General features: G+C 57.6%; 16 protein-coding genes. 11 read left to right on the top strand and 5 right to left on the bottom strand.

The window, feature by feature from the left end:
* Positions 1–83 precede the first annotated feature (83 nt).
* Together ACOYW0_RS25400 and ACOYW0_RS25395 are read right to left on the bottom strand one after the other, a co-directional pair.
* Positions 84–1586, bottom strand: coding sequence for a sodium:solute symporter family protein (locus tag ACOYW0_RS25400; protein ID WP_482416484.1), 1503 nt, complete (start codon positions 1584–1586; stop codon positions 84–86).
* Positions 1587–1664: 78 nt separating this feature from the next.
* Positions 1665–3005, bottom strand: coding sequence for a sodium-dependent transporter (locus ACOYW0_RS25395; RefSeq protein ID WP_482416483.1), 1341 nt, complete (start codon positions 3003–3005; stop codon positions 1665–1667).
* Between the two features lie 422 nt (positions 3006–3427).
* Between ACOYW0_RS25395 and ACOYW0_RS25390 the strand changes: the two genes are divergently transcribed.
* From ACOYW0_RS25390 to ACOYW0_RS25370, 5 genes are all read left to right on the top strand, one after another.
* Positions 3428–3745 carry a DUF6951 family protein gene (locus ACOYW0_RS25390; protein WP_482416482.1) on the top strand — a complete coding sequence of 106 codons (318 nt, stop codon included), beginning with the start codon at positions 3428–3430 and terminating at the stop codon, positions 3743–3745.
* A gap of 276 nt (positions 3746–4021) precedes the next feature.
* Positions 4022–4885 (top strand): rhomboid family intramembrane serine protease, encoded by an 864-nt coding sequence (locus ACOYW0_RS25385; RefSeq protein ID WP_482416481.1) that lies wholly within the window; start codon positions 4022–4024, stop codon positions 4883–4885.
* 313 nt (positions 4886–5198) lie between these two features.
* On the top strand, positions 5199–6155 hold the full coding sequence (locus ACOYW0_RS25380) for a tRNA dihydrouridine synthase (protein WP_482416480.1): 957 nt from the start codon (positions 5199–5201) through the stop codon (positions 6153–6155).
* 342 nt (positions 6156–6497) lie between these two features.
* Positions 6498–11450: a protein kinase domain-containing protein gene (locus tag ACOYW0_RS25375; protein WP_482416479.1), complete on the top strand. Its 4953-nt coding sequence runs from the start codon at positions 6498–6500 to the stop codon at positions 11448–11450.
* Positions 11451–11880: 430 nt separating this feature from the next.
* Entirely contained in the window at positions 11881–12258 is a 378-nt protein-coding gene (locus tag ACOYW0_RS25370; RefSeq protein ID WP_482416478.1) for a NifB/NifX family molybdenum-iron cluster-binding protein, read from the top strand.
* Between the two features lie 95 nt (positions 12259–12353).
* Here the strand turns inward: ACOYW0_RS25370 and ACOYW0_RS25365 are convergent, their stop codons facing one another.
* The 3 genes from ACOYW0_RS25365 to ACOYW0_RS25355 all read right to left on the bottom strand — a co-directional run bounded on the left by ACOYW0_RS25365 (position 12354) and on the right by ACOYW0_RS25355 (position 14245).
* On the bottom strand, positions 12354–13418 hold the full coding sequence (locus ACOYW0_RS25365) for a CapA family protein (RefSeq protein WP_482416477.1): 1065 nt from the start codon (positions 13416–13418) through the stop codon (positions 12354–12356).
* An 80-nt stretch (positions 13419–13498) separates the two neighbouring features.
* Positions 13499–13756: a hypothetical protein gene (locus ACOYW0_RS25360; RefSeq protein ID WP_482416476.1), complete on the bottom strand. Its 258-nt coding sequence runs from the start codon at positions 13754–13756 to the stop codon at positions 13499–13501.
* A 132-nt stretch (positions 13757–13888) separates the two neighbouring features.
* On the bottom strand, positions 13889–14245 hold the full coding sequence (locus ACOYW0_RS25355; protein WP_180146430.1) for a hypothetical protein: 357 nt from the start codon (positions 14243–14245) through the stop codon (positions 13889–13891).
* A gap of 650 nt (positions 14246–14895) precedes the next feature.
* Here ACOYW0_RS25355 and argC point away from each other — a divergent pair.
* From argC to ACOYW0_RS25325, 6 genes are all read left to right on the top strand, one after another.
* Positions 14896–15915, top strand: a complete 1020-nt coding sequence (gene argC / locus ACOYW0_RS25350) for an N-acetyl-gamma-glutamyl-phosphate reductase (protein ID WP_482416475.1) — start codon at positions 14896–14898, stop codon at positions 15913–15915.
* A 157-nt stretch (positions 15916–16072) separates the two neighbouring features.
* The gene (locus ACOYW0_RS25345; protein WP_482416474.1) at positions 16073–16663 is read left to right on the top strand and encodes a TetR/AcrR family transcriptional regulator; all 591 of its coding nucleotides are present in this window, start codon (positions 16073–16075) and stop codon (positions 16661–16663) included.
* Between the two features lie 162 nt (positions 16664–16825).
* Positions 16826–17959 (top strand): TRAP transporter substrate-binding protein, encoded by a 1134-nt coding sequence (locus ACOYW0_RS25340; protein ID WP_482416473.1) that lies wholly within the window; start codon positions 16826–16828, stop codon positions 17957–17959.
* A gap of 129 nt (positions 17960–18088) precedes the next feature.
* Positions 18089–18601, top strand: a complete 513-nt coding sequence (locus tag ACOYW0_RS25335) for a TRAP transporter small permease (protein ID WP_482416472.1) — start codon at positions 18089–18091, stop codon at positions 18599–18601.
* The gene (locus ACOYW0_RS25330; RefSeq protein ID WP_482416471.1) at positions 18591–19877 is read left to right on the top strand and encodes a TRAP transporter large permease; all 1287 of its coding nucleotides are present in this window, start codon (positions 18591–18593) and stop codon (positions 19875–19877) included. The genes ACOYW0_RS25335 and ACOYW0_RS25330 overlap by 11 nt, the downstream gene beginning before the upstream one ends.
* Positions 19878–20156: 279 nt before the next feature.
* Complete coding sequence (locus ACOYW0_RS25325; protein WP_482416470.1) at positions 20157–21083, top strand: M23 family metallopeptidase; 927 nt, start codon at positions 20157–20159, stop codon at positions 21081–21083.
* Positions 21084–21143: the final 60 nt, after the last annotated feature.

Below are 21143 nucleotides of genomic sequence, written 5' to 3'. Positions count from 1 at the left end.
GAAGGAATGTGGGTTTGGTATTGGGCCGGTAAGGGACGCTCTTTTTGCAAGAGCGTCCCTGTTTTTTAGATGGATACAAAAGCTTATGGGGTAAAAAAGAGATCGAGTCGTTTCTGGTCCACGGGCTTATCCATATAAGAGCCTGCCACAAAAGCGATGCCGCTGATGAGCATCCCGGCGATGACGCCGTGGCCGGAGAGCATCGGGGAGAGGGACTCCAGGTATCCGGGTGCCATGGGCGGGGTTTTTACCAGGTCGATGGCCACAAGGGCGATCTGTGTTGTGGCCCCGAAGACAAGGCCCGCCACAGCACCCTTGCGGGTGGCCCGTTTCCAGAAGAGGCCACCCATGAGGGGAAAAAAGTAGGAGGCGCTGGCGATAAACGTGGCGATGTGAATCGCCTCGATGATGTTGTGGATGAAGTAAGAACAGAGGGTGGCCGCACCGATGATGAAAAGGACGGAGAGGCGGTTGATGCGCATGATGCTCTTTTCATCCGCATCGGGGTTGATGTACCTCTGGTAAATGTCCCGGGAGATGCACGAGGCTCCGGAGGTGGCAAAGGTGTCGGCACAGGACATGGCGGCGGTGGCAAGGCCGATGGCGCAGAGGGCCAGGCCGAACTTGGAGAAGCCGCTTTCCGTGATGAAGACGAGCAGAGCAGGCTCTGCCTTGGCCATGCCTGCGGGAAAGCCTGCCGCGGCGATCTCCGGGTAGAGGCGGTTGAGGGCGATGGCGATGACGGCGCATCCGCCGAACACCAGAGTGACCAGTACTGCCCCGATGATCATCCCGGTTTGTGCGGCTTTGTCGTCCTTTGCCGCCCACACCTTCTGCCAGGGGTCCTGCTCGGTGATCCAGCCGGGAACGATGGAGAGGGTAAAGATCAGGACCATGGGAAGCCCGACGGAAAAGGGGTTGTACCATGCCCCCGAGACATCGCCCATCATCTTGGAAAAGCTCAAGGTGGTATCTGCGTTGGTGGCTGCTCCCGTGGTCATGACGGCCATGGCCATGACAAAGAGAAAGAGAAGGGTAAACTGGATGCGGTCGGTGAAAACCACCGCGGAAAAGCCCCCTAAGTTGACATAAAGAGCCACGGCAGCCCCCACGATAAGCACGGAGTAGAGGGAATCCAAGCCGTAGAAAATCTCCAGCACCATGGAGAATCCTTTGATGTCCGAGACGGCAAAAAGGATCATGACGATGGTGATGATGATGGCCACCGGCCCCCTGAGGGAGTCGCCGTATCGCATCTCAAGGAGCTCCGGCTGGGTAATGGCCGGAAGGCGTTTCAGCTTTTTGACAAAAAGGGCAATGACCACCAGGGCGATGATGTTGGGGGCCACAAAGCCCCAGACAGACCCCATGCCCAGTAGCATGAAAAAGCCGGTGACGGCCAGCAGGGCCCCTGCGGTGAGCCAGGAGGCCGCGGCGGAAAAACCGATGGACAGGGCGTTGAGTTCCCGGCCCGCCAGGAAAAAGTCTACGCTGGTTTTCTGTTTCTTGTTGTAATAAATGCCGATGCCGATGAGGCTGCCGATGTAGAGGGCCAGAAGGCCGATGAAAATAGAGTAGTCGCTCATGATACCCTCGCGTTGAGTGTCCGGCGCGTTGCGCGGTTTATCCCCCGGCATACTGGCCGGGGGATCCGGCGTTCGCTGTTACCAGGTGAGTCCCTGAAAGAAAATGTATCCCACGGCAAGGGGGGCCACCACCTTGCAGGCCACCTGCCATACGGGCAGGAGGGAAAAGGAGACGTCGCCGCCGTTGGTGACCTCGTTTTTGGCGATATCCGCAATGACCCAGCCGGTAAACAGGACAATGAACAACCCGCCCAGGGGCATCATGAGGTTGGAGGCGATGAAGTCCATGGTGTCCAGAAAACTTTTTCCGCACACGTTGAGGCCGCCTGCAAGGGAGATGGCCGACGGCACGCCCAGCAGGAAAATGCCGAAGCCGATGGCCCAGGGCGCCTTGTTTCTGGACCATCCCTTTTCGTCGATAAAATGGGCGCAGACCACTTCCAGCATGTTCACCGACGAGGTGAGGGAGGCGATGACGAGCAGGAGGAAAAAGAGACCCGCCCAGAAAACACCGCCGAACATCTGGGAAAAGACCGCGGGCAGGGTCACGAAGGAGAGGCCCGCCCCGGAGGCCGGTTCAAACCCGAAGGCAAAAACCGCCGGAAAGATGATGAGGCCGGAGAGGAAGGCCACCAGGCTGTCCAGGATACAGATCTGGAAGGCCGAGGAGGGGAGGGGCTCCTCTTTTTTCAGGTAGCTTCCGTAGGTGAGCATGCCGCCGTTGCCGAGGCTCAAGGAGAAGAAGGCCTGCCCCATGGCGGCCAGGCACATGCCCCCGGTTACCTTGGAAAAATCGGGTTTCAGATAAAAGGAAATGCCTGCCATGGCTCCGTCCAGGGTCAGGGAACGCACCACAAGGACCACCATGATGAGAAACAGGGCGGGCATGAGGACCTTGCAGAACCGCTCGATGCCCTGGCCGATCCCTTTTGAGACCACCCAGATGGTGGCCCCCATGAACAGGGCCTGATAGAAGATGACAGACGGAGAGTTGGTGATGAACCCTTCAAAGGCCTGGCCTGCCTGGGCCGCTGCATCTGCTCCTGTGGGCAGTCCCTGGAACACCGACACAACGTACTTGATGGTCCAGCCGCCGATGACGCCGTAAAATGAAAGAATAATGATTGAGGCGATGATGCCCAGCCATCCCACCATGGACCAGGCCTTGCCCCCCAGTCGCATGAGGGCGCCCACGTTGTTGCGCTGGGTGTTGCGCCCCAGGGTGAACTCAGCCAGCATGACGGTAAATCCTAAGGAAAAAACCATCAGAAGATAGATAAAAACAAAGGCAGCCCCTCCGTTTTCACCCGTGACATAGGGGAATCGCCAGATGTTTCCAAGCCCTACGGCGGACCCTGCGGACGCCAGAATAAATCCCAGTCGGCTTCCGAACTGGTCCCTCTTTCCTTTCTGTTGCATACCTTCGCATTCTCCAAATCTACATTGCGGGCGAAAAGGCCCAAAAAAAGAGGCCGGATACCTAAATAACATCGGGTACCCCGGCCCCATATGTGCGGTGGCACAGATTGCTTTTACCATCGAACCCAGTAAGGCGTGGCATGGGCAAAGGACGTTTATACAGTAACGCTCTTCCGCGTGTCAATGAGGGGCCTGTGTAAGCGGGGGAAGCAAGGGGGCTGCGCGGGGTTGGGTTGCTCGATTTTTTCTGGTTTGTGTTTGATTGTGAATCGTCCTATACTCTTGGCGTTTGATATGGGCTCCGGCTGCCTGTCTTTATGGTAAGGGGCGGCCATGGGGGTGCCATGGGCTTGTTTTTGTCTGGCGTATTATGTTTTTTGGGGAGCCTTTCGAGGCGTCCCCCTTGTTAGAAAGGGTGTCTCATGACGGAAATGGAAGTGTTTGCAGGTGTGTGTGGGTTCAAGACGGTAATCACGGCCGACCCGACGGATAAATACAAGGCGGTCTGTACCCTTGAAACAGGGTGTCCGAATCTGAAAAAGGTGGCCGAGGCCCTGGGGGACGAGCCCCTGGATGTCATGAACGAGTTGTTTGCCAAAGGACAATCCAAGGTGATTACCCTCTGTACGGCGCATCTTCCCCATGTCTCCTGTCCCGTGCCCGCAGCCATCCTCAAGACCCTTGAAGTGAGTGTCGGGCTGGCCCTGCCCGCGGATCCGGTCCTTACCTTCAGGAAGTGAATTGTTTCCAAGCCGTCTGGAGGCGTGTCGGATGCGCATCCGGTGTTCCGGGCGGCTTTTTTTTGACCGGTTCATAACGGGGCTCCGGTCCCTGCGGTCCTTTGCCATGGCCCGTTTCGGTTTTTATTGAAGCTGAGGCGCGGATCTTTTATGATGGGTGCCGTGCAAGCACAAGCCCACGGAAATCTTCCGTAGCTGTGTTCCTGAGCTTCCGTAGCCGTCCCTCCACGTCGGTTGGCGTGTTCTCTTTCGTATCCATTTATCCAATGAGGCCCCATGACCAGAAAACCTTCCCGAACATCCCTGCTTTGTCCGAACTGCAGGCGCCTGATCAGCAACGACGAGCCGTCGTGTCCTTACTGCGGAATCCGCAAGCCCGGTTCGGGGCTCAAGAACAACGCCATGGTCCGCGGTATGTCCGATCCAGACCTTATCTTTAAGGTAATCATCGGGATTAATGTCGTGATGTATGTGGCCTCCCTTGTGGTCAGCGTGTTGAGGGGGGAGAGCGTGGGCTTGACGGGCAACCCCTTGAGCTTTTTTTCTCCGTCCAATGAAACCCTGCTGTTTCTGGGGGCCTCGGGGGTGGCACCCATCAACGGACTTGGGTACTGGTGGTCCCTTGTGGCGGCCAACTGGCTCCATGGCAGCATTTTGCACATTGTGTTCAACATGCTCGCCTTTCGGAACCTTGCGCCCTTTGTCATGCGTGAGTTCGGCACCTATCGTCTGGTGATCATTTTTACGCTGGGCGGGACCCTGAGCTATCTCGTGTCGTATCTGGCCGGGGTGGATTTGACCATCGGGGCTTCAGGGGCTGTCTGTGCCCTGGTGGGGGCGGCTCTTTACTTTGGCAAGAACCGGGGAGGGGCCTACGGCAACGCCGTCTACCGCCAGGTGAGCGGGTGGGTGGTGAGCCTTGCCCTTTTCGGGTTTATCGTGCCGGGGATCAACAACTGGGCCCACGGCGGCGGCATTATCGCAGGGGCGGGCCTGGCCTGGGCCCTTGGCTACCTTGAGCGCAAGTGGGAGTCCCAGAGAGACAAGTTCCTGGCCCTTCTGTGCGGGAGTGTGACCGCAGTAAGTATCCTGTTGGGGATTTTTACCGCGGCCACCACCATGCATGTGCATATCAGGTAGGAAAAAACAGTAACTATTCAGCTTGCCTCCGGCGGGTCGCTTTTTTGAAAAAAAGCTCCGCAAAAAACGTTTCTAATGTGAAAAAGTGGACATTATTTCGGCGGAGCCTGGAACGGCTTGCTTAAGAGCTGTTTGTCAAACGTTTTAAACGTTTGGCCCCCGGCAGGGCCGCCGGAGGCTTGTTTGAGCTGAATAGTTACAAAAAAGAACAGATGTATTCCATATCCGGCTGCGGGCCCCTGGCCCGCATCGGCAACACATATCTCGTGACCGCGCTCTATGCAGCAACGGTCACTTTTTTTATGGTGAGATCATGACACATCGACTTTGGCTGGCCCCCATGCAGGGCTACACCGAGCTGCTCTTCCGGGACGTGTATGCCGAGATTTTTTCCGGCATCGACGTTGCCGTCTCTCCCTTTATCTCTGCGCTTCCCGAAGGGCGCGCCAAGGACCGGGAGTGGAACGACGTCTTGCCGGAACTCAACACAAAGATGCCCGTGATCCCCCAGGTAATGGGCAGTGTGGCCGATGATATCGTGCTGCTTGCCAACCGTCTCTACGACCTTGGCCATCCCGTTGTGAACCTGAACCTCGGGTGCCCCTATAAAATGGTGGCCAAAAAGAAAAAGGGTTCGGGGATCCTCTGTTTTCCTGATGAACTGGATGCCCTGCTGGAGCGTTTGGTGAGCGGCATGAAAGGGCGCCTCTCCGTCAAGACCCGGCTGGGGCGTCACACCCGGGACGAGTTCCACACCCTCATCGAAATTTACAACCGGTATCCCCTGGAAGACCTCACGGTCCATCCCCGCACCGGTGTGCAGATGTACAAGGGGGACCCGGATCTTGATTTCTTCGAGTCCGTGCTCCCCGAGATCAGGCATCGCGTGATCTACAACGGAGACCTGTGGTCCCTTGATCGGTTCACGGCGCTGTCAAAGCGATTTCCCACCATCTCGGACTGGATGATCGGGCGCTGGGTGATCTCCAATCCCTTTCTCCCGGCTGAGATCAAGGGCGAGCGGTTTGATGACGAAACGAAACTGAGCCTGCTCAAGACATTCCATGACGCCATCTACGCCCGCCAGGTGGAACGGCTCGACGGGCCCGGGCATGTGACCAACGTCATGAAAGCCTTCTGGGTCTATTTCAAGGACGCCTTTGAAAACGGCGATCGTCTCTTCAAACCCTTGCGCCGCCTCACCGATCTTGCAGCCTATGAAGCGGCCGTGGAGCAGCTCTTTGCCGGACGACCCACGGTGGCCGGCTGATCCCCACCCCATTGCGGGCCCGGTGTCGCCAGGATACCGGGCCTTTTTCCCTCCGCCATGGCGATGGGCTGCAGCCCGTTGCCTTCCCTTTTTCCTCCTTGCCGTTCCTTGTGATCTGTATTGACTTCCGGCGATGTGATGGGTAGAACCGACGATGATACCGGTGGATAAAACGTTCAATCGCCGATGATATCGTTTGCGAACGTGGGTGGGGGTGTCGATGGCCTTTCAGGGAGGTGCTCGGCATGCCTTGTGGAGACGATGCCGGGGAAGACGATGACTGGTGGGTTGGTGCGCGTCCGTTGGCGGGTTCTCAGGCTGCCGCGGAGATGGAGGGGGCGCATGGCTGTTATCGACGAATTTGTTCAGCCGGAGTTGGTTTTTCAGGATCGGGTGTCCGGGTACTACAGGGCATGGAGCACGGCGCACAGCCGAAAAGTCATTTTAAAGGTGTTGAAGCGTGAACGCCCCGGGGAGTCCGAGGTGGAGATGGTCAAGCATGAATACGCCATGCTGAGGGAATTGTCTCACCCCGGGATCATCAAGACCTTTGGACTGAAGCAGACGTCCCTTGGGCTGACCCTTATCCTGGAAGACATCGACGGCGAGCCCCTCAGAAAACTTTACGACACGGGACTTCCAGGTCGTGAGGTTCTCATCTCTTGGTTCCTCGACTTCTCACGAACCCTTGCATACTGTCATCAGGCAGGCGTGGTTCACGGTCACATCAGCCCTTCACACATCATCGTTAACCAGGATACGGGTCGGGTTCAGCTGGGCGGGTTCAACAACGAGCCCGGGGTGATCCGGGACGACGAGTTCCAGGAGGTGGATCACCTGCTCACGGCCCTTGCGTACAGTGCCCCTGAACTTACCGTCGCCAGGGAAGGGGAACCGGATCACCGCAGCGATCTTTACTCTCTGGGCGTGGTGATGTACGAGGCCTTCACCGGTCGCCTTCCCTTTGACATGGAGACCGTGGGGGGGATGATTCATTCCCGGGTGGCCCTGACACCCGCGCGGCCCTGCACGCTCTGCTTTGAGATTCCCCGGTGGCTCGATGAAATCATCATGAGCCTGATGAATCGAAACCCGGAAGGGCGTGTTCCCTCTGCCGAGGCCCTTATCGAGGCCATAGAGGCGGGCATGCGAACCGGTGAGTCGGCCGACTACCTCAGCCTGCGGCCCTCTCTGCCCCATGGTGAGGCGGTGCTCTGCGGCAGGGATGACGAGAAGCGGGAGCTGGCGCAATGGGTCAAGGGCATCGCCGAAGCCGGTGCCGCTGCCTTTGAACGGCCCGGGGTGATGGTGCTCTCCGGGGCGGCTGGATGCGGTAAAACAGCCCTGGCCGAGTGGCTTTGCCGGTATGCCCGCCAGCATCACCCCGAAGTGATCGTGGCCTCCGGCAAATTTGATCAGAGTGTGGAGAGGCCCGGTGCCGCCTTTGTCGGTGCACTGCAGCAGGTGGTGAGCACCCTGCTGGGGGAGCCGGACGCCAAGCTTCGGGAGTGGCGAAAGGTCATCAAGCGCCTCATGGGGGACGGGGTGGCTGTCCTGTTGTCCATGGTGCCCGATTTCTCCCTGCTTCTGGATACGGAACAGGGCGACGCCACCTTGGACCTGGAATCATCGGCCAAGGCCAACGTCATCCACATGGCCATGGCCAACTTTTTCCGGGTGTTCAGGCAGATGGGACGCCCCCTTATCCTGTTCATCGATGATATCCAGTGGGCCGATGAAGACTCCCGCCTCTTTCTCAACCTGCTGACAGGTATCTCCGGGGAGAAGGTGGGGCTGCTTGCCGCCTTTCGAACCAGTGAGAGCAAAAGCGTTCTGGTGGAATCGTTTTTCCAGGCTTCGACCATGAAGAAAGAGGGCATCGTGGATGTGATGCCCATCCAGGGGCTGGACAGCCTTGCTGTGGAGACCTTTCTTTCCATGTGCCTCGGCGAGGACAGAAAGAGGATCGCCCCTTTGGCCGAGCTGGTGTATGCCAAGACCGGCGGCATTCCTTATCATGTGAACGCCTTTCTCGAACGGATTCTTTCCGGCGGCGAGCTGGTCAGGGCCCACGGTCCCGAGGGGGAGACCTGGCACTGGAACCAGCAAAAGCTCGAGGCCCTTCCCATGTGTACCTCGGCGGCCCAGTGGATATCCGAGAGGGTGGACGGCCTGGACATGCAGATGAGGCGGCTTGTGGAGTCGGCCTCCCTGCTGGGGCACAAGGTCGTTCCCGAACTCCTTGCCATGGTGGTTCAGCGCTCGGAAGAGAAGGTCAGGCAAGGCCTTGAGCTCCTTTGCGATAAAAAAATCCTGGTGCGTACCCGGGAGGGATACTGTTTTGCCCACGACCTGGTGCAAAAAGCCGCCTATGAGCGCATGACGCAAGGTCAGCGGGAACTGGCCCACTTCAGCGCCGGAATGCATATCTATGAGGGGCTCAAGCATCGTCCCGGTCCCTACCTTTTCGATATTGTCTACCAGTTCAATGCCTCGGGGTCGGTGCCAATACGGGAGAGCTACCGCAAGGAGCTGGTCCTGTTGAACCTCGATGCCGGCAAGCAGGCCATGGAGACCTCCTCTTTCGGCCAGGCCCTGGAGTGCTTTCGGTGCGGGCTCAGGTTCCTGGGGGAAGACGGGTGGGAGCGGGAGTACTCCCTGAGCCTGGAGATGACCTCGGCCGCTGCCGAAGCCGCGTATGCCCTGGGGGAGTATGCGGTCATGGAGGCCCATGTGGCCACCGTGGAGAAAGAGGCGAGAAACGACTGGGACTGCGTGAATGTCTGGCGCATGCGAATACGCGGAGCCATTGCCGCCAACGACCTGACGGGTGCCATTGCCTTTTCAAGGGAAGCGTTGGGCCGGTTCGGCTTTCGCTTGCCCGAGAGGGCCTCCCGGCTGCACCAGCTGGCCGGGCTCCTGCGCATTCGCAGTTCCCTGGCGCGACTGGGGCGAAAGGGGCTCGAACAGGTTCCTGTGATGACGGATGCCGAGCATCTTTCCATCATGGAGCTTTTCTTTTCGGCCACCATGGCTGCCTATCTCTCCGGAAGCGAGCTGTCTCCGCTGATTATCTTCACGGCCCTGCGCTACAGCTTGAAGCACGGCCGTTCCAAACACACGCCGTTTCTCCTGGCCGCCTACGGGTTTATCTGCCTTCGGGTCGACAACAAGGTGGAGAAGGGAACGGCCCATGCCTACAACGCCCTTTCGCTCCTGGAAAAAGAGGAGCGATCCGGGGTCCGGGGCAAGACCCTGTCCCTGACGGTCTGCCTTGTCCAGCACTGGAAAGAGCCCATTCAGGACCTGTTTCCGGTGTACCTGCGTGCCTATGAGCAGTCTTTGGCCGAAGGGGACACAGAGTATGCGGGAGGGGCTGTCTCCGCATGGTTTTACACCCGCTTTTTCGGCTCCGACGACCTGCACCAGCTGGCACGGGACATGGTGACCTACGGGGAGGAGATGGAGCGCCTCAGGCTTCCCTTTACAGGGACCGTCCGTAACCTTCAGCAGACCGTGGCCAATCTCACGGATGCCAAAGCCCAGCCCGTATCATTTTCCGGGCCTTTCTTTACCGATGATGAACGCCCCCGCGGGGGTGACATGCCCAACGACCATATCGCCGCACTGAACTACCATATCACCAAAGGCCTCCTGGCTTTTCTCTTTGGGGACGACGCCCTGGCCCTGCATCATGTGGGTCGGTATGCAGCCCTCATCGACATGGTGACCAGCACGTACACCATTCCGGTCTTTTCGGCCTTTGCCGCGGCGATCTGCGCGCGGCACGGCGGAGGGGGGCTCCCATTCCGGCAGAACGGATGGATGAAACTGGTCCGGGATATCGAGAAAAAACTGGGCAAAGCGGCGGTGGATGCGCCGTGTAACTTCGCTCATCTCCATGACATGGTGCGGGGAGAACGATTCCTGGCCCGGAAGAATGTCCAGAAGGCGGTTTTTCATTTTGAACTGGCCGCTGAAAAGGCCAAGAAAAACAACTTCACGTTCCACGAGGCGTATGCCTCGGAAAGGGCCGGTGCCTGCTATCTGCAAATGGGGAGGAAGCGCCTGGCAAGAGTGTGCCTCACCGATGCGGTGAACCTCTGGCGGTTCTGGGGGGCCGAGGCCAAAGCCCGCAAACTGGAGACAGACTACGAGCAGGTGCTCTGGCGCCTCCCCTCCATGGCCGGGAAGAATCGGTGGTTGCCCCGCAGGGGGTATTCCGGCGAGGCGTGCTGTTCAAGTGAGGGGGTTCTCGATCTGGAGGGGCTCTCCAGGGCCTTTGAGGCCCTGTCCACGGAACGAAATTACGACCGGCTCGTCAGAAAGCTTGTTGACACAGCCCTTGAGTACGGCGGGGCCGAGGCCGGGGCGGTTTGCCGCACGGATGACGGCCAGGTTCGGCTGGAGGCGTGGAAGGGGTTTGGTGCGGAGGAGGTCTCCCTTTGCGGGTCTTCCGTTCTTTCCGAGGAGACCCGGTTGCCGGTGGCGATGATCCATTACGTGGCCCGGACCGGCAGCCTGATTCAGTACAACCACGGTGAGACCCCCGTGGTTTATGATCCCTACTTTGATGACTTTGGGTGCGGCAGTGCCATCTGCATTCCGTCCATGGTTCAATCCCGGCAATGCGGTATCCTCTACCTTGAAAACCGGACCCTGGACCACCTTTTTGACGGGCGGCGCCTGCGCGTCTTAAAAACCCTTGCCTCTCAGATGGCCGGGGCCATGGAGAACACCCGGCTGTATGAAAGCCTGAAGGACCAGGCCGAAAAACTCCAGATGGTGAACCGGGTGCTGAAAAACGAGGTGACGGACCGCAGGGCCAAGGAAGCGGCACTCAAAGAGAAGGAGAGGGAACTCAAAGAGTCCGGTGAAAAGCTGTCCGAGGCCAACATTTCCTTGAAACAGATGTTGAGCAAGAGCGATGAAAACATGAGTGAGATCCAGGAAAACATGATGAGAAATGTGGATGACTTGATTTTACCCTACATCGAAAGGCTCAAAGGGACCCATCTGACAAAGGCCCAAGAGAACCTTGTGGAGATGCTGGGGAAGAACATCGAGGACATCCTTTCTCCCTTTGCGCGGAACATCAATGCCGGCTATTTTCGGTTGACCCCGGCCGAAATCCAGACCGCCCAGCTTGTGCGCAGCGGAAAGACCACAAAGGAGATCGCCGACCTGCTCAACCTCTCCCCCAGAACCATCGATGCCTACCGGGACAGTATTCGGGAAAAATTGGGGCTTAAGAAAAGCGGGGTGAACTTGAAGGTTTATCTAATGCAGATGTGATCAACACGGTATGGATTACCGTATTTTTACCGTGTTTTTACGGTTAACACATTCCCGATGAATCTGCTAAAGATTGTGTTACCTTCGGTTCGGACGCCTCATCTGACAAGGCGAATCCAGGAACCCTATCCCACCTCACAAGAAATCGATAATTCCCGATGTCAGACCTTACATGATCAAGAGACTATTTTTCACCCTCGGGCTCCCTGGCATTAACGCTGCTCTCCGCGGCGTAGGGAGCCCGGTCCCTCCTTTCTCACTGTGTTCCCTTCCCGTTGACAACGGCAGATTCGATCCCTATATTTCTTTGACTGTTTTATGATGGGGCGCCACAGGCACCAAACGCTTCAGCGCCGCTTTGACGCAACGCCAGCCGTTGCATTCATCGTTTTTGAGCCCGACCACAGACGTCAAAGGAGAGTTTGTTCCCATGAAGATCGCGTTCCCGACAGAAAAATTCGACGAACTTGAGAGCCCTGTATACAACCATTTCGGATCAGCAAATTTTTTCGTGATTGTTGATACGGAGACCGAAACCTGTGAAAAGGTGCTGAACCAGGACCTGGACCATCAGCACGGCAAGTGCCAGCCCCTGAAGGCCCTGGGCGGGCGTTCCGTGGATGCGGTGGTGGTGGGGGGCATCGGTGGCAGCGCCCTCGGAAAACTGAAGCACAAGGCGGTACCTGTTTATAAAGCCGTGGAGGGGACGGTGCGGGAGAACCTCGCCAAGCTGGAGAAGGGAGAACTCAAAGAGTTCATGCCCATTGATGTGTGTGGCGGTCACGGAGATGCCTGCGACCATCACTAATGCGGGCCGTGCCCCGAGCCCGCAAGGCATGGGGAAGGCATGATACAGATAACTGACGGCAGCCCTGGTTTGTAAGGGCTGCCGTTTTTTGTTTTTCAGCCCTTGTCACGTACCGACAAGACGCCTTGATCCGAGATGTGAAGGGGGCTTTCCGGAAAATCTTCCAGGGAGAGGCGTGCCGCCTCCCTGGCCGCCCCGTGGGATGGGTCGTTAACGGGCAGGCTTTTGTAAGGCTGTCGCAGGGAGTGGATGCGACCTTCCACAAACCGGCCATCGGGCGCGAGGGAGACATTGAGGACAGGGGCCAGGCCCTTGGGGCCTTCCAGATTAAAGCGTGCCCAGGTAAAAAAATTCCCGAGGCTGTAGGCGATGAGACGCCCTTTGTAGATCTCCATGCCGCGGACCACATGGGGCCCGTGGCCGATGACGAGATCGGCGCCCGCGTCCACCACGTCATGGGCAAATCCATGGAGATCACCCCGGTTTTCCCCGAGGTAGGTCTCCGCCGTGCGGGGCACATGCTCTGCTCCCTTTCCCTCGGCCCCGCCATGCATGGAGACAATGACCATGTCACAGATGCTGCTGAGGGTTCGGACGCGCCTGACCGCGGCATCTTTGTCCAGAAGGTCCGCCACCCCTTTGTGGGGGGCAAAGGCTGCAAAGCCGATGTACAGTCCGTTGGCGTAGAGAATGTCCCAGGGCTTTTCCAGGGTTCCGGCACAGGCAATCCCGCTTTCCCCGAGCCGCGCAACCGTGCGCCTGCGGCCCGGCTCCCCGAAATCGCTGATGTGGTTGTTGGCAAGGCTGAACAGGTTGAACCCTCCGCGCTTCAGTATGTCGGCATACCCGAAGGGAATGTTGAAGGCGTAACACGTGGTTGAGTTTTTACAGGCCTTGAGGCAGGGCGCGTCCCCGGCCATGGTGCCTTCGAGGTTTCCGAAGCGGACATCCGCATCCCCCAGGATCCGGGCAAAGGTGGTGGCGAAGACCTCGTCGGGGATCGTGGAGAGGTATTTGGGGCCCGGAAACGAACTCGACGGCATGATGTCACCCACCGCTGTGATCGTGAGCCCGGCCCGTTCCGCAACGGCCGGTGCGGGTAGGCACAAAATGCAGATCAGCAGGAGGATGAGAGCGCTAACGTGTGGACGGCATGTCATGGTGGCCTCGTGAATCGTGGGGTCGTTTGTCTGAAAATGGAGAGTGTAGCCTTATCAGGCGGATAACGCAAAGGAAAGCTTCAGGAGATTTCCCACGGGCTGAAGGGCGCAAAGACGGCGTTGGCGGCCGAATGCCAACAGGCCCGGGAGGTTTTGCTCGCATCCAGCCAGAGGGCTGCCGTCTCCTGTGCGGGGCCGTGCAGTACGGAGACGCTGTTGAGCCAGGCGTACTGGAGCCGCTCGCCGTGTTCTATAAGAAGGTTCATGGATCGGAAACTGTTGTCTGTCAGGGTTTTCTGGAACTGGATGATCTGCTGCATCAGGTTCAGAGGGTTCATGGGAGGATCCTTTGGTTGTGGGGTTGGCGTTGTGCGCAAGTATCGGGTGACCGTTGGAAAACACAAAAGGCGCTGCCGGTTCGGTAGCGCCTTTGAGTCTGTGAAAAGCTTGAAAACATGGCCTCCAAGTCGTTACTTTTCATCTTTGGGCTGCAACATGTCGATGAGCCGATCGTAGTGATCGGTGACGTACTTTCGGAACTCGTTCTGGTTGCTGGTGAGCTGGGCCTGCCACTCATCCAGGAAAGCGCGACCGGAATCGGGGATTCCCTTGTTACCCGCCATGAACGCCGTGGTGACCTTCTGCGACTGTTCCTGCATCTTCAGCATGGTGTCGAAGGTGGTGTTGAATGCACTTTTCTGGAAGTCAATGAATCGGACTCCCATGCGTGCGGCATCGGACGTGTTGAACATCTCCATGTTCTTTGACATATCCCAACTCTTCCATACGTCAAAGCCTTTCATCATGTCGGTAAAAGCCTGGTTCATGGGTTCCTCCTTGAGGGCGGGGCATGCGTTGAAGTGATTTGGGGTGATACGCACCTGATACCGGAATGGCCCGATGTCCGACGATCGGTGTCGATCAGGTAATCAGGCACACGCGGGATGTTTGGTATGCGCAACGATGATGTAATCGTAAAAAGGTATTGCCGAAAGCGCCTTTTGTGGCAAACCCCACGGTATCTCGGAAAGGCGGCTCTTGTCGTGTAGCGTTCTTTCGGTTAGGGAATAACCTTTTGCGATGCCACCAAATTTAGGGTCCTTGAAAACGACAAGCCGTACCAATACCGGCTGAAAAACATCGTAAGTCAGAGATATAACGAGTTGAGCTGAAGTGGAATACTGTTGAGTACCGGATCATGGTGCGGTGAAGACCCGGTGACTTGCGGAGATCACGTGCAGTATCAAGCTTTAGTGACAAATGATATAGGTAAAAGGATGTATTGTCAACACGATATGATGGAAATGCCCACGAGCGATTCATCCCTGTAAAATGGGTTTTCCAGGCGCGTTCAAGGCTTCAGGAGAAGCCATATCAAGACCAAACGGTCTGTTGAAAAAATGCGGGGCAGGGGGTATAAGGAACACGAAATAAAACGACAGGGATACCCATTACCGACAGTTTGGAGGCGATTTTTATGATAAAGGCAGGAATTATCGGGGCCACGGGATACACCGGAGCCGAGCTGGTGCGTATGCTTTCGGCTCACCCGGATGTGGAGCTCACCGTTATTACGTCACGTCAATACGAAGGAAGTCCCATCAGCGACGTATACCCCTCCCTTTCCGGGCGGTGCGAGCTGGTTTGTGAAGCGTTTGACCTCGAAACCTTCTGCGACCGGGTGGACATCGCCTTTACCGCGCTTCCCCATAAAATTTCCATGGACATCGTGCCCGGTCTCCTGGAGGGCGGGGTTCGCGTGGTGGACCTCTCCGCAGACTTCAGGTTCCGCAATGTGGCGGATTACGAAGCCTGGTACCAGCCCCATACTGCCCCCGAACTCTCCGAGCAGGCGGTCTACGGCCTGTGCGAACTCTACCGGGATCAGATCCGTGACGCGCGTGTTGTGGGAAACCCCGGGTGCTACCCCACAACGATTCTGCTGGCCCTTGTGCCGCTGCTGAAAGCCGGTATCATCCGCGCCGAAGGGATCATTTCCGATTCCAAGTCCGGGGTGAGCGGGGCGGGCCGGGGCCTCTCCCTCGGGTCCCATTTCTGCGAGGCCAACGAATCGTTCAAAGCTTACAAGGTTGACGGACACCGCCACAGGCCTGAAATCGAAGAGGTGCTTTCCGCAGCACACGGGGACGAGGTGGAGATCACCTTTATCCCGCACCTGATCCCCGCCACCCGGGGCATGCTGTCCACCATCTACTGCACCCTTGAAGACGGCAAAACCGAAGAGGATGCCCGAAAGGTCCTTGCCGAAACCTACGAGGCGAGTCCTTTTGTCCGGCTGCGCGAGAAGGGCAGGGTGCCCGATATCCTTCATGTTCAGCACACGAACTTCTGCGATATCGGCCTTGCATCCGATGCCCGCGGCGGTCGCCTGGTGGTCATGTCTGCCATCGACAACCTCCTCAAGGGGGCGTCCGGGCAGGCCGTTCAGAATATGAACATCATGGCTGGCCTGGATGAACGGGCCGGGCTTCTGTAGCGTGGCGGCCCTCGATTCCAAGGGCGATGCGCCGGATTGTCCTCTTTTTCGTTGACAGGCAGGTAGCTGTCTTTCATAATCAGCGAAATGTGACCGGCGGTCAGAAAATGAACCGATTTTGTGTGCCGGTTTTCCAGAAGAACGGACAGGTGGTGAGATGGCGCGACGACAGCAGGAAAAATCCATGGAGACCCATGACGAGCTCAGGGCCTCGGCGATTCATTTTTTCGGGGAAAAGGGGTTCAACACGACCACCATCTCTGAAATCACCGAGCACGCGGGCTATGCCAAGGGGAACTTTTACAGGTACTGGAAGAGCAAAGACGATCTCTTCCTGAGTATCATGGAAGAGAAGTACCGGCTCTACAGGTCACGCCGCGTGGATTCCCTGAACCAGGCGTCCAGCATGGACGATGTCATCGGGGTCATCATCGATTTTCTTGAACAGATCCTTGACGACGGCAAATGGGCACGGGTTTTCCTTGAGTTCACCATCCACGCATCGGGCAACGAAGAGGTGAGAAAAGAGCTCAACAAGAGTTTTTACCGCCTCTCCAGCGATCTGTTTGCAGATATCGTGGCCCCCCATCGCAGGGCGCCTGTTTACCCGTCGAAGAAACTGGGCGGCATTGTTACCGCCCTTTTTGAAGGGTTCCTCATCCAGATCCTGTTGGGCTCCAACAGCATCGACAAAGAGGATCTGCGCACGGCCATCCGTACGCTGGTGCTGCACATCGACAATCCATAAAACGAGACAGGCGGGGCAGAGGGATTTGATCCTTTTGCCGGCAACGCCTGTCTTTTTTGTGCCTGTGAATGACCGGCGGTCATAAAGTGGACGGTGGTCATGAGCCTGTTTGGGCGCAATCACGATACAGGAAAGCGAAGGAGAATGAGCGTGGGGAAGAGAATGAAGGCAATGGATCTGGGGTGGACGGTAATGGCAGCACTCTTTGGGGTGCTTGTGCTGGTGGGGTGCAGTGGGGACAACGGGGGCGGGAAGAAGGCTGTCCCGGAAAAGGCTGCGGCAACCAAGGCAGCTTCGCCCCTGGAGCAATGGAAGCCCGGGTTCGACCCGTCCACGGCCACATACCGCTGCATTGTATCCAATGTCTCCCATCCCGTCATGAAGGGCGTCTACGCCGGGTTTGCCATTCGTGACGCCCTGTGGGAGCGGACCGGGGGAAAGATCTACTTCGACTACCGGCCCCTTTCGGTTCTGGGGGGGGAGGTAGAGGTCCTGGGGCAGCTTCAGATGGGCGCCATCCAGGGAATGGCCGTGAGTTCGGTGGCCGCCACAAACTTAGGGCCGCGGTTCGGGCTGGTCAACCTTCCTTTTTTGGTGAACAGCTTTGACAAGCTGGACCGGTTCATCAAAAGCGGGCCCCTCTTTGATCATTTCATGCGTGCCATGGCCCATCAGGGCATCACGGGGCTGGACATCACCGGCTACGGAAGCTACGGCTGGGCCACCACCACCCCCGTGACGCAGCTTGCCGAGGCCGGAAAGGTGAAGTTTCGCATCGCCGAAGCCGGCGTGAACAAATCCCTGTACGACGCCTGGGGCCTGAACCCTGTGGTGATGCCCTGGCCGGATGTGCCCGTGTCCCTCAAGCAGGGGGTGATCACCGGGCTGGACCATACCCCCATGGTGTGCAATATCACTAAAAAATTCGAGGTGGCCAAGCACTATACCCAGGTCAATTACGCCCAGGGGCTGTTTATCTGGGTGTTCAACTCCGCCTGGCTGGAGAGCCTGCCCGAGGACCTCCGCGCCACCTTCATCGAAGTGGTTCACGAGGTGTGCGCTGAGATCCGGGAAGAGACCCGTGCCCAGGAAGAAGCTCAGATTGCCGATGCCAGGGCAAAGGGGGTGACGTTTTATACCTTGCCTGAAGCGGAGATGGCGCTTCTCCAGAAGAAGGGCGATTCCGTGCACCAGGCATGGAAAGAGGAGATCAACCGCCTGGGCGACGGGGATACCTATCGTTCGGAGGATTACCTCTCCGAGGTCCGAAACCACCTGGGCTACACCACCAACTAACCCTTGACCCGGTCTCAGGGCTTTGGTTTTTTCCCTTAGCCCTTAGCCCTTAGCCCTTAGCCCTTAGCCCTTAGCCCTTAGCCCTTAGCCCTTAGCCCTTAGCCCTTAAGCCCTTTGCTTGGATATGTAATGACTGCCTTGTGGAATAAAATCGACCGCGTGGTAACCTCCTTTGAGGAGTGGACCCTCTTTCTTACCGTTATGGCGGCCCTTTGGGCGCTTTTTGCAAGCGTGTTCCTGCGCTATGGTTTCAACCACTCCCTGGCCTGGTCCGAAGAGCTGGTCAGGCTGGTCATCGTTTACACCACCTTTGTTGGGTGCAGCCGGGCCGTGAAAAACGGGGCCATGGTACGCATCGACGCCCTTGTTCAGTTTTTTCCCCGGATTAAGAAACCGTTGTTGCTCTTTTCATACGCAGCCGTCCTCGTGTTTGCCGGGGTGCTTATTGTGCACGGGGCCAAGATGGTGGGGCTTCAGGCCCGAACCGGACAGAAAACCATTATCATGCAGATCCCCATGGCCTGGCTTTACGGGATCCTTCCCCTTTCCGGCGGGCTCATGGGGCTTCGTGCCTGCGCCCAGGCCCTGACTCTTTTCAAGGGACCCCGGGAAGGGGAGACCGGAGGTGACCATGGGGAGTAACGAACTGATCATCCTCTCTGTTCTCCTGGGGTGCATGGCTGCATATATTCCCGTGGCAATTTCGCTCTTTTTTACAGCGGCGGCAGGGTTTCTCCTGTTCACAGACCTGCCCGTGCTCCTTCTTGTGCAGACCCTCTTTAAAAGCCTGGACAACTTTGCCCTGGTGGTGGTCCTTTTTTTTATTCTCTGCGGAAACATCATGACGGCCGGAAGCATTGTCTCCAAGCTGATCCGGGTGGCCGATGTGCTGGTGGGCTGGCTTCCGGGAGGGCTCGGCATGGCCGGGGTGGTGGCCTGCGCTTTGTTTGGGGCCATCTCGGGTTCCACGGTGGCGACGGTGGTGGCCATCGGTGGTTTCATGGTTCCGGCCCTCATGGATCACGGCTACGATGAGTCGTACACGGTGGGGCTCATGGCCACCTCTCCCAATCTTGGGGTGATTATCCCTCCGAGTATCGGGATGATCTTGTACAGCATGATCAGCAATGTCTCCCTGGAAGGCTTGTTTCTCACAGGCTTTGTCCCCGGGGTACTTATTGTGGGGGGGATCTGTCTCTACACCGGGATCCTGCACCGTCGCGGCGGGCGGGTGGAGCGGCGTGCCGTTCCCCATACCAGGGAGGTGCTGGGTGCGCTCAGGGAGGGCTTCTGGGCCCTTATGCTTCCGGTGATCATATTCGGCGGTATCTTTTCCGGGATCTTCACGGCCAATGAAGCGGCGGTGGTGGCCTGTGTCTACGCATTTTCCGTGGAGCTTTTCATTCACCGGTCCATGAACCTTGCTGAGCTGAAGCAGATCACCGTCAGTTCTGCCGTGACCTCGGCAACCCTGCTGATCATTGTGGCCGGGGCCACCTGCTTCGGGCGTTATCTCACCTTTGAAAACATACCGGGACGCATCACAGAAGGGGTGATGATGACGGTCTCATCGGGGTGGGGATTTCTCCTGTTGATGAACCTGCTTCTGCTGGTGACCGGGATGTTCATGGATATCATCTCTGCCACCCTGATCCTGGGGCCGGTCCTGATTCCCATGCTTCCGCATTTTGGGGTGGACCCCATGCACTTCGGCCTGATTCTTACCGTGAATCTGGCCATCGGGTACTGCACGCCACCCATGGGGGTGAGCCTTTTTATCACCGGTTCCATTGCAAACCGGGGTCTGGTGTTTGTGTCCCGGGCGGTGATGCCTTTTCTCCTCATTCAGCTGGCGGTATTGTTTCTTATTACCTTTGTGCCGGGCCTTGTGATGTGGCTGCCCGATTTGCTTCGGTAGCCTGCGGTGGGTGCCTTTGGATAAAGTTCCTGAAAACATATGATATACGAAATAAACGATTTGCCCGGACAAGCCGTTCCGGCGGACGGAAAGGGGGGGCTCGGTCCGGCTTTTCCGTCCGCCATGCTTGACAGCCGAACCTCTCCATGGTAGCAAATTAGCCTGATAACAATGGTGTGCGCTCTCCCTGCACATCTTGCCGCAAGGGCTTCGGCCTGCCAGAGTATCTCTATTCCAGGGCGTTTTGTTTCGCTTCTGGCTGTTGACACCGTGGAGTCTATGAAACACAGCTATACCTTTTATATAGTCGGTTCCGGAAAGAAACCCTTCCGCCAGCTTGCCTTGACCGGACGGGGTATCCTTGTCTTTCTCGTCCTTCTTACGGCACTCTCCTCAACGCTCTCCGTTGTCCTTTATTCCCAGTGGGCCTCATTTCGCCACCAGAAATCCGTCGACGCCTTTTCCCTCTCCATGGAGCGCAAGGACGCCGAGCTCAAGGCCAGAGAAGAGCAGCTTGTGGCCCTTGCCCGGGAGATCAACGGGCTCAAGGGGAACCTCATGGCTCTCTACGACTTCGAGAAAAAAATCCGCGTCATCGCCAACCTGGGCAGCCCCTCCAAGGGGGACAGCCTTTTTGGTGTGGGTGGTGCAACACCCCGGGACATCGATACAAACCTGATTATTCATGAACAGGGCGAGGCCCTGGTCCGTGAAATGGCCGAGCAGATCCAGGAGACGAGCCTGGCCGCCGAAGAGGAACTGGGGCGTTTCACCTCGTTGTACGATATTTTGGATGAAAAGCGCTCCATCCTGGAGTCCACGCCTTCCATCAGCCCCACCACGGGCTGGATTTCATCGCGGTTCGGGCCTCGGGTCTCTCCTTTCTCCGGCAAGAAGAGGTTTCACAAAGGCTACGACATCGCCAATCATGTGGGTACCCCCATTTATGCGCCTGCCGACGGGGTGGTGACCTACGCCGGGGCCCGCGGCTCCATGGGCATCATGGTCTCCCTGGACCATGGGCATGGCATGCTGACGCGCTACGGACATCTCTCCAAAACCTTGAAGAAAAAAGGGGAGCATGTAAAGCGTGGGGACAAGATCGCCCTTATGGGAAATACCGGGCGAAGCACCGGTCCCCACCTGCATTACGAGGTGCATCTCAACGGCATGCCAGTTAATCCCGAGAAATATATCCTCGATTGACCGAGATCCCCGCCGGGCTCACTTTTTTTGCCGGGTTCCCCACCGCCTTTCCCTTGATTT

The sequence above is a fragment of the Desulfoluna sp. HI9BLuna genome, assembly GCF_056829775.1.
The sequence above is the reverse complement of the archived record's forward strand: the minus strand, read 5'-3'. Positions and strand labels throughout refer to the sequence as shown.

Bases quoted from the DNA above. Each gene is read 5' to 3' on its own strand.
- ACOYW0_RS25325 (WP_482416470.1), top strand. From the start codon at position 20,157: ATGAAACACAGCTATACCTTTTATATAGTCGGTTCCGGAAAGAAACCC.
- ACOYW0_RS25390 (WP_482416482.1), top strand. From the start codon at position 3,428: ATGACGGAAATGGAAGTGTTTGCAGGTGTGTGTGGGTTCAAGACGGTA.
- ACOYW0_RS25340 (WP_482416473.1), top strand. From the start codon at position 16,826: ATGAAGGCAATGGATCTGGGGTGGACGGTAATGGCAGCACTCTTTGGG.
- ACOYW0_RS25375 (WP_482416479.1), top strand. From the start codon at position 6,498: ATGGCTGTTATCGACGAATTTGTTCAGCCGGAGTTGGTTTTTCAGGAT.
- ACOYW0_RS25365 (WP_482416477.1), bottom strand. From the start codon at position 13,418: ATGACATGCCGTCCACACGTTAGCGCTCTCATCCTCCTGCTGATCTGC.
- ACOYW0_RS25395 (WP_482416483.1), bottom strand. From the start codon at position 3,005: ATGCAACAGAAAGGAAAGAGGGACCAGTTCGGAAGCCGACTGGGATTT.
- ACOYW0_RS25345 (WP_482416474.1), top strand. From the start codon at position 16,073: ATGGCGCGACGACAGCAGGAAAAATCCATGGAGACCCATGACGAGCTC.
- ACOYW0_RS25355 (WP_180146430.1), bottom strand. From the start codon at position 14,245: ATGAACCAGGCTTTTACCGACATGATGAAAGGCTTTGACGTATGGAAG.
- ACOYW0_RS25360 (WP_482416476.1), bottom strand. From the start codon at position 13,756: ATGAACCCTCTGAACCTGATGCAGCAGATCATCCAGTTCCAGAAAACC.
- argC (WP_482416475.1), top strand. From the start codon at position 14,896: ATGATAAAGGCAGGAATTATCGGGGCCACGGGATACACCGGAGCCGAG.
- ACOYW0_RS25330 (WP_482416471.1), top strand. From the start codon at position 18,591: ATGGGGAGTAACGAACTGATCATCCTCTCTGTTCTCCTGGGGTGCATG.
- ACOYW0_RS25400 (WP_482416484.1), bottom strand. From the start codon at position 1,586: ATGAGCGACTACTCTATTTTCATCGGCCTTCTGGCCCTCTACATCGGC.
- ACOYW0_RS25370 (WP_482416478.1), top strand. From the start codon at position 11,881: ATGAAGATCGCGTTCCCGACAGAAAAATTCGACGAACTTGAGAGCCCT.
- ACOYW0_RS25385 (WP_482416481.1), top strand. From the start codon at position 4,022: ATGACCAGAAAACCTTCCCGAACATCCCTGCTTTGTCCGAACTGCAGG.
- ACOYW0_RS25335 (WP_482416472.1), top strand. From the start codon at position 18,089: ATGACTGCCTTGTGGAATAAAATCGACCGCGTGGTAACCTCCTTTGAG.
- ACOYW0_RS25380 (WP_482416480.1), top strand. From the start codon at position 5,199: ATGACACATCGACTTTGGCTGGCCCCCATGCAGGGCTACACCGAGCTG.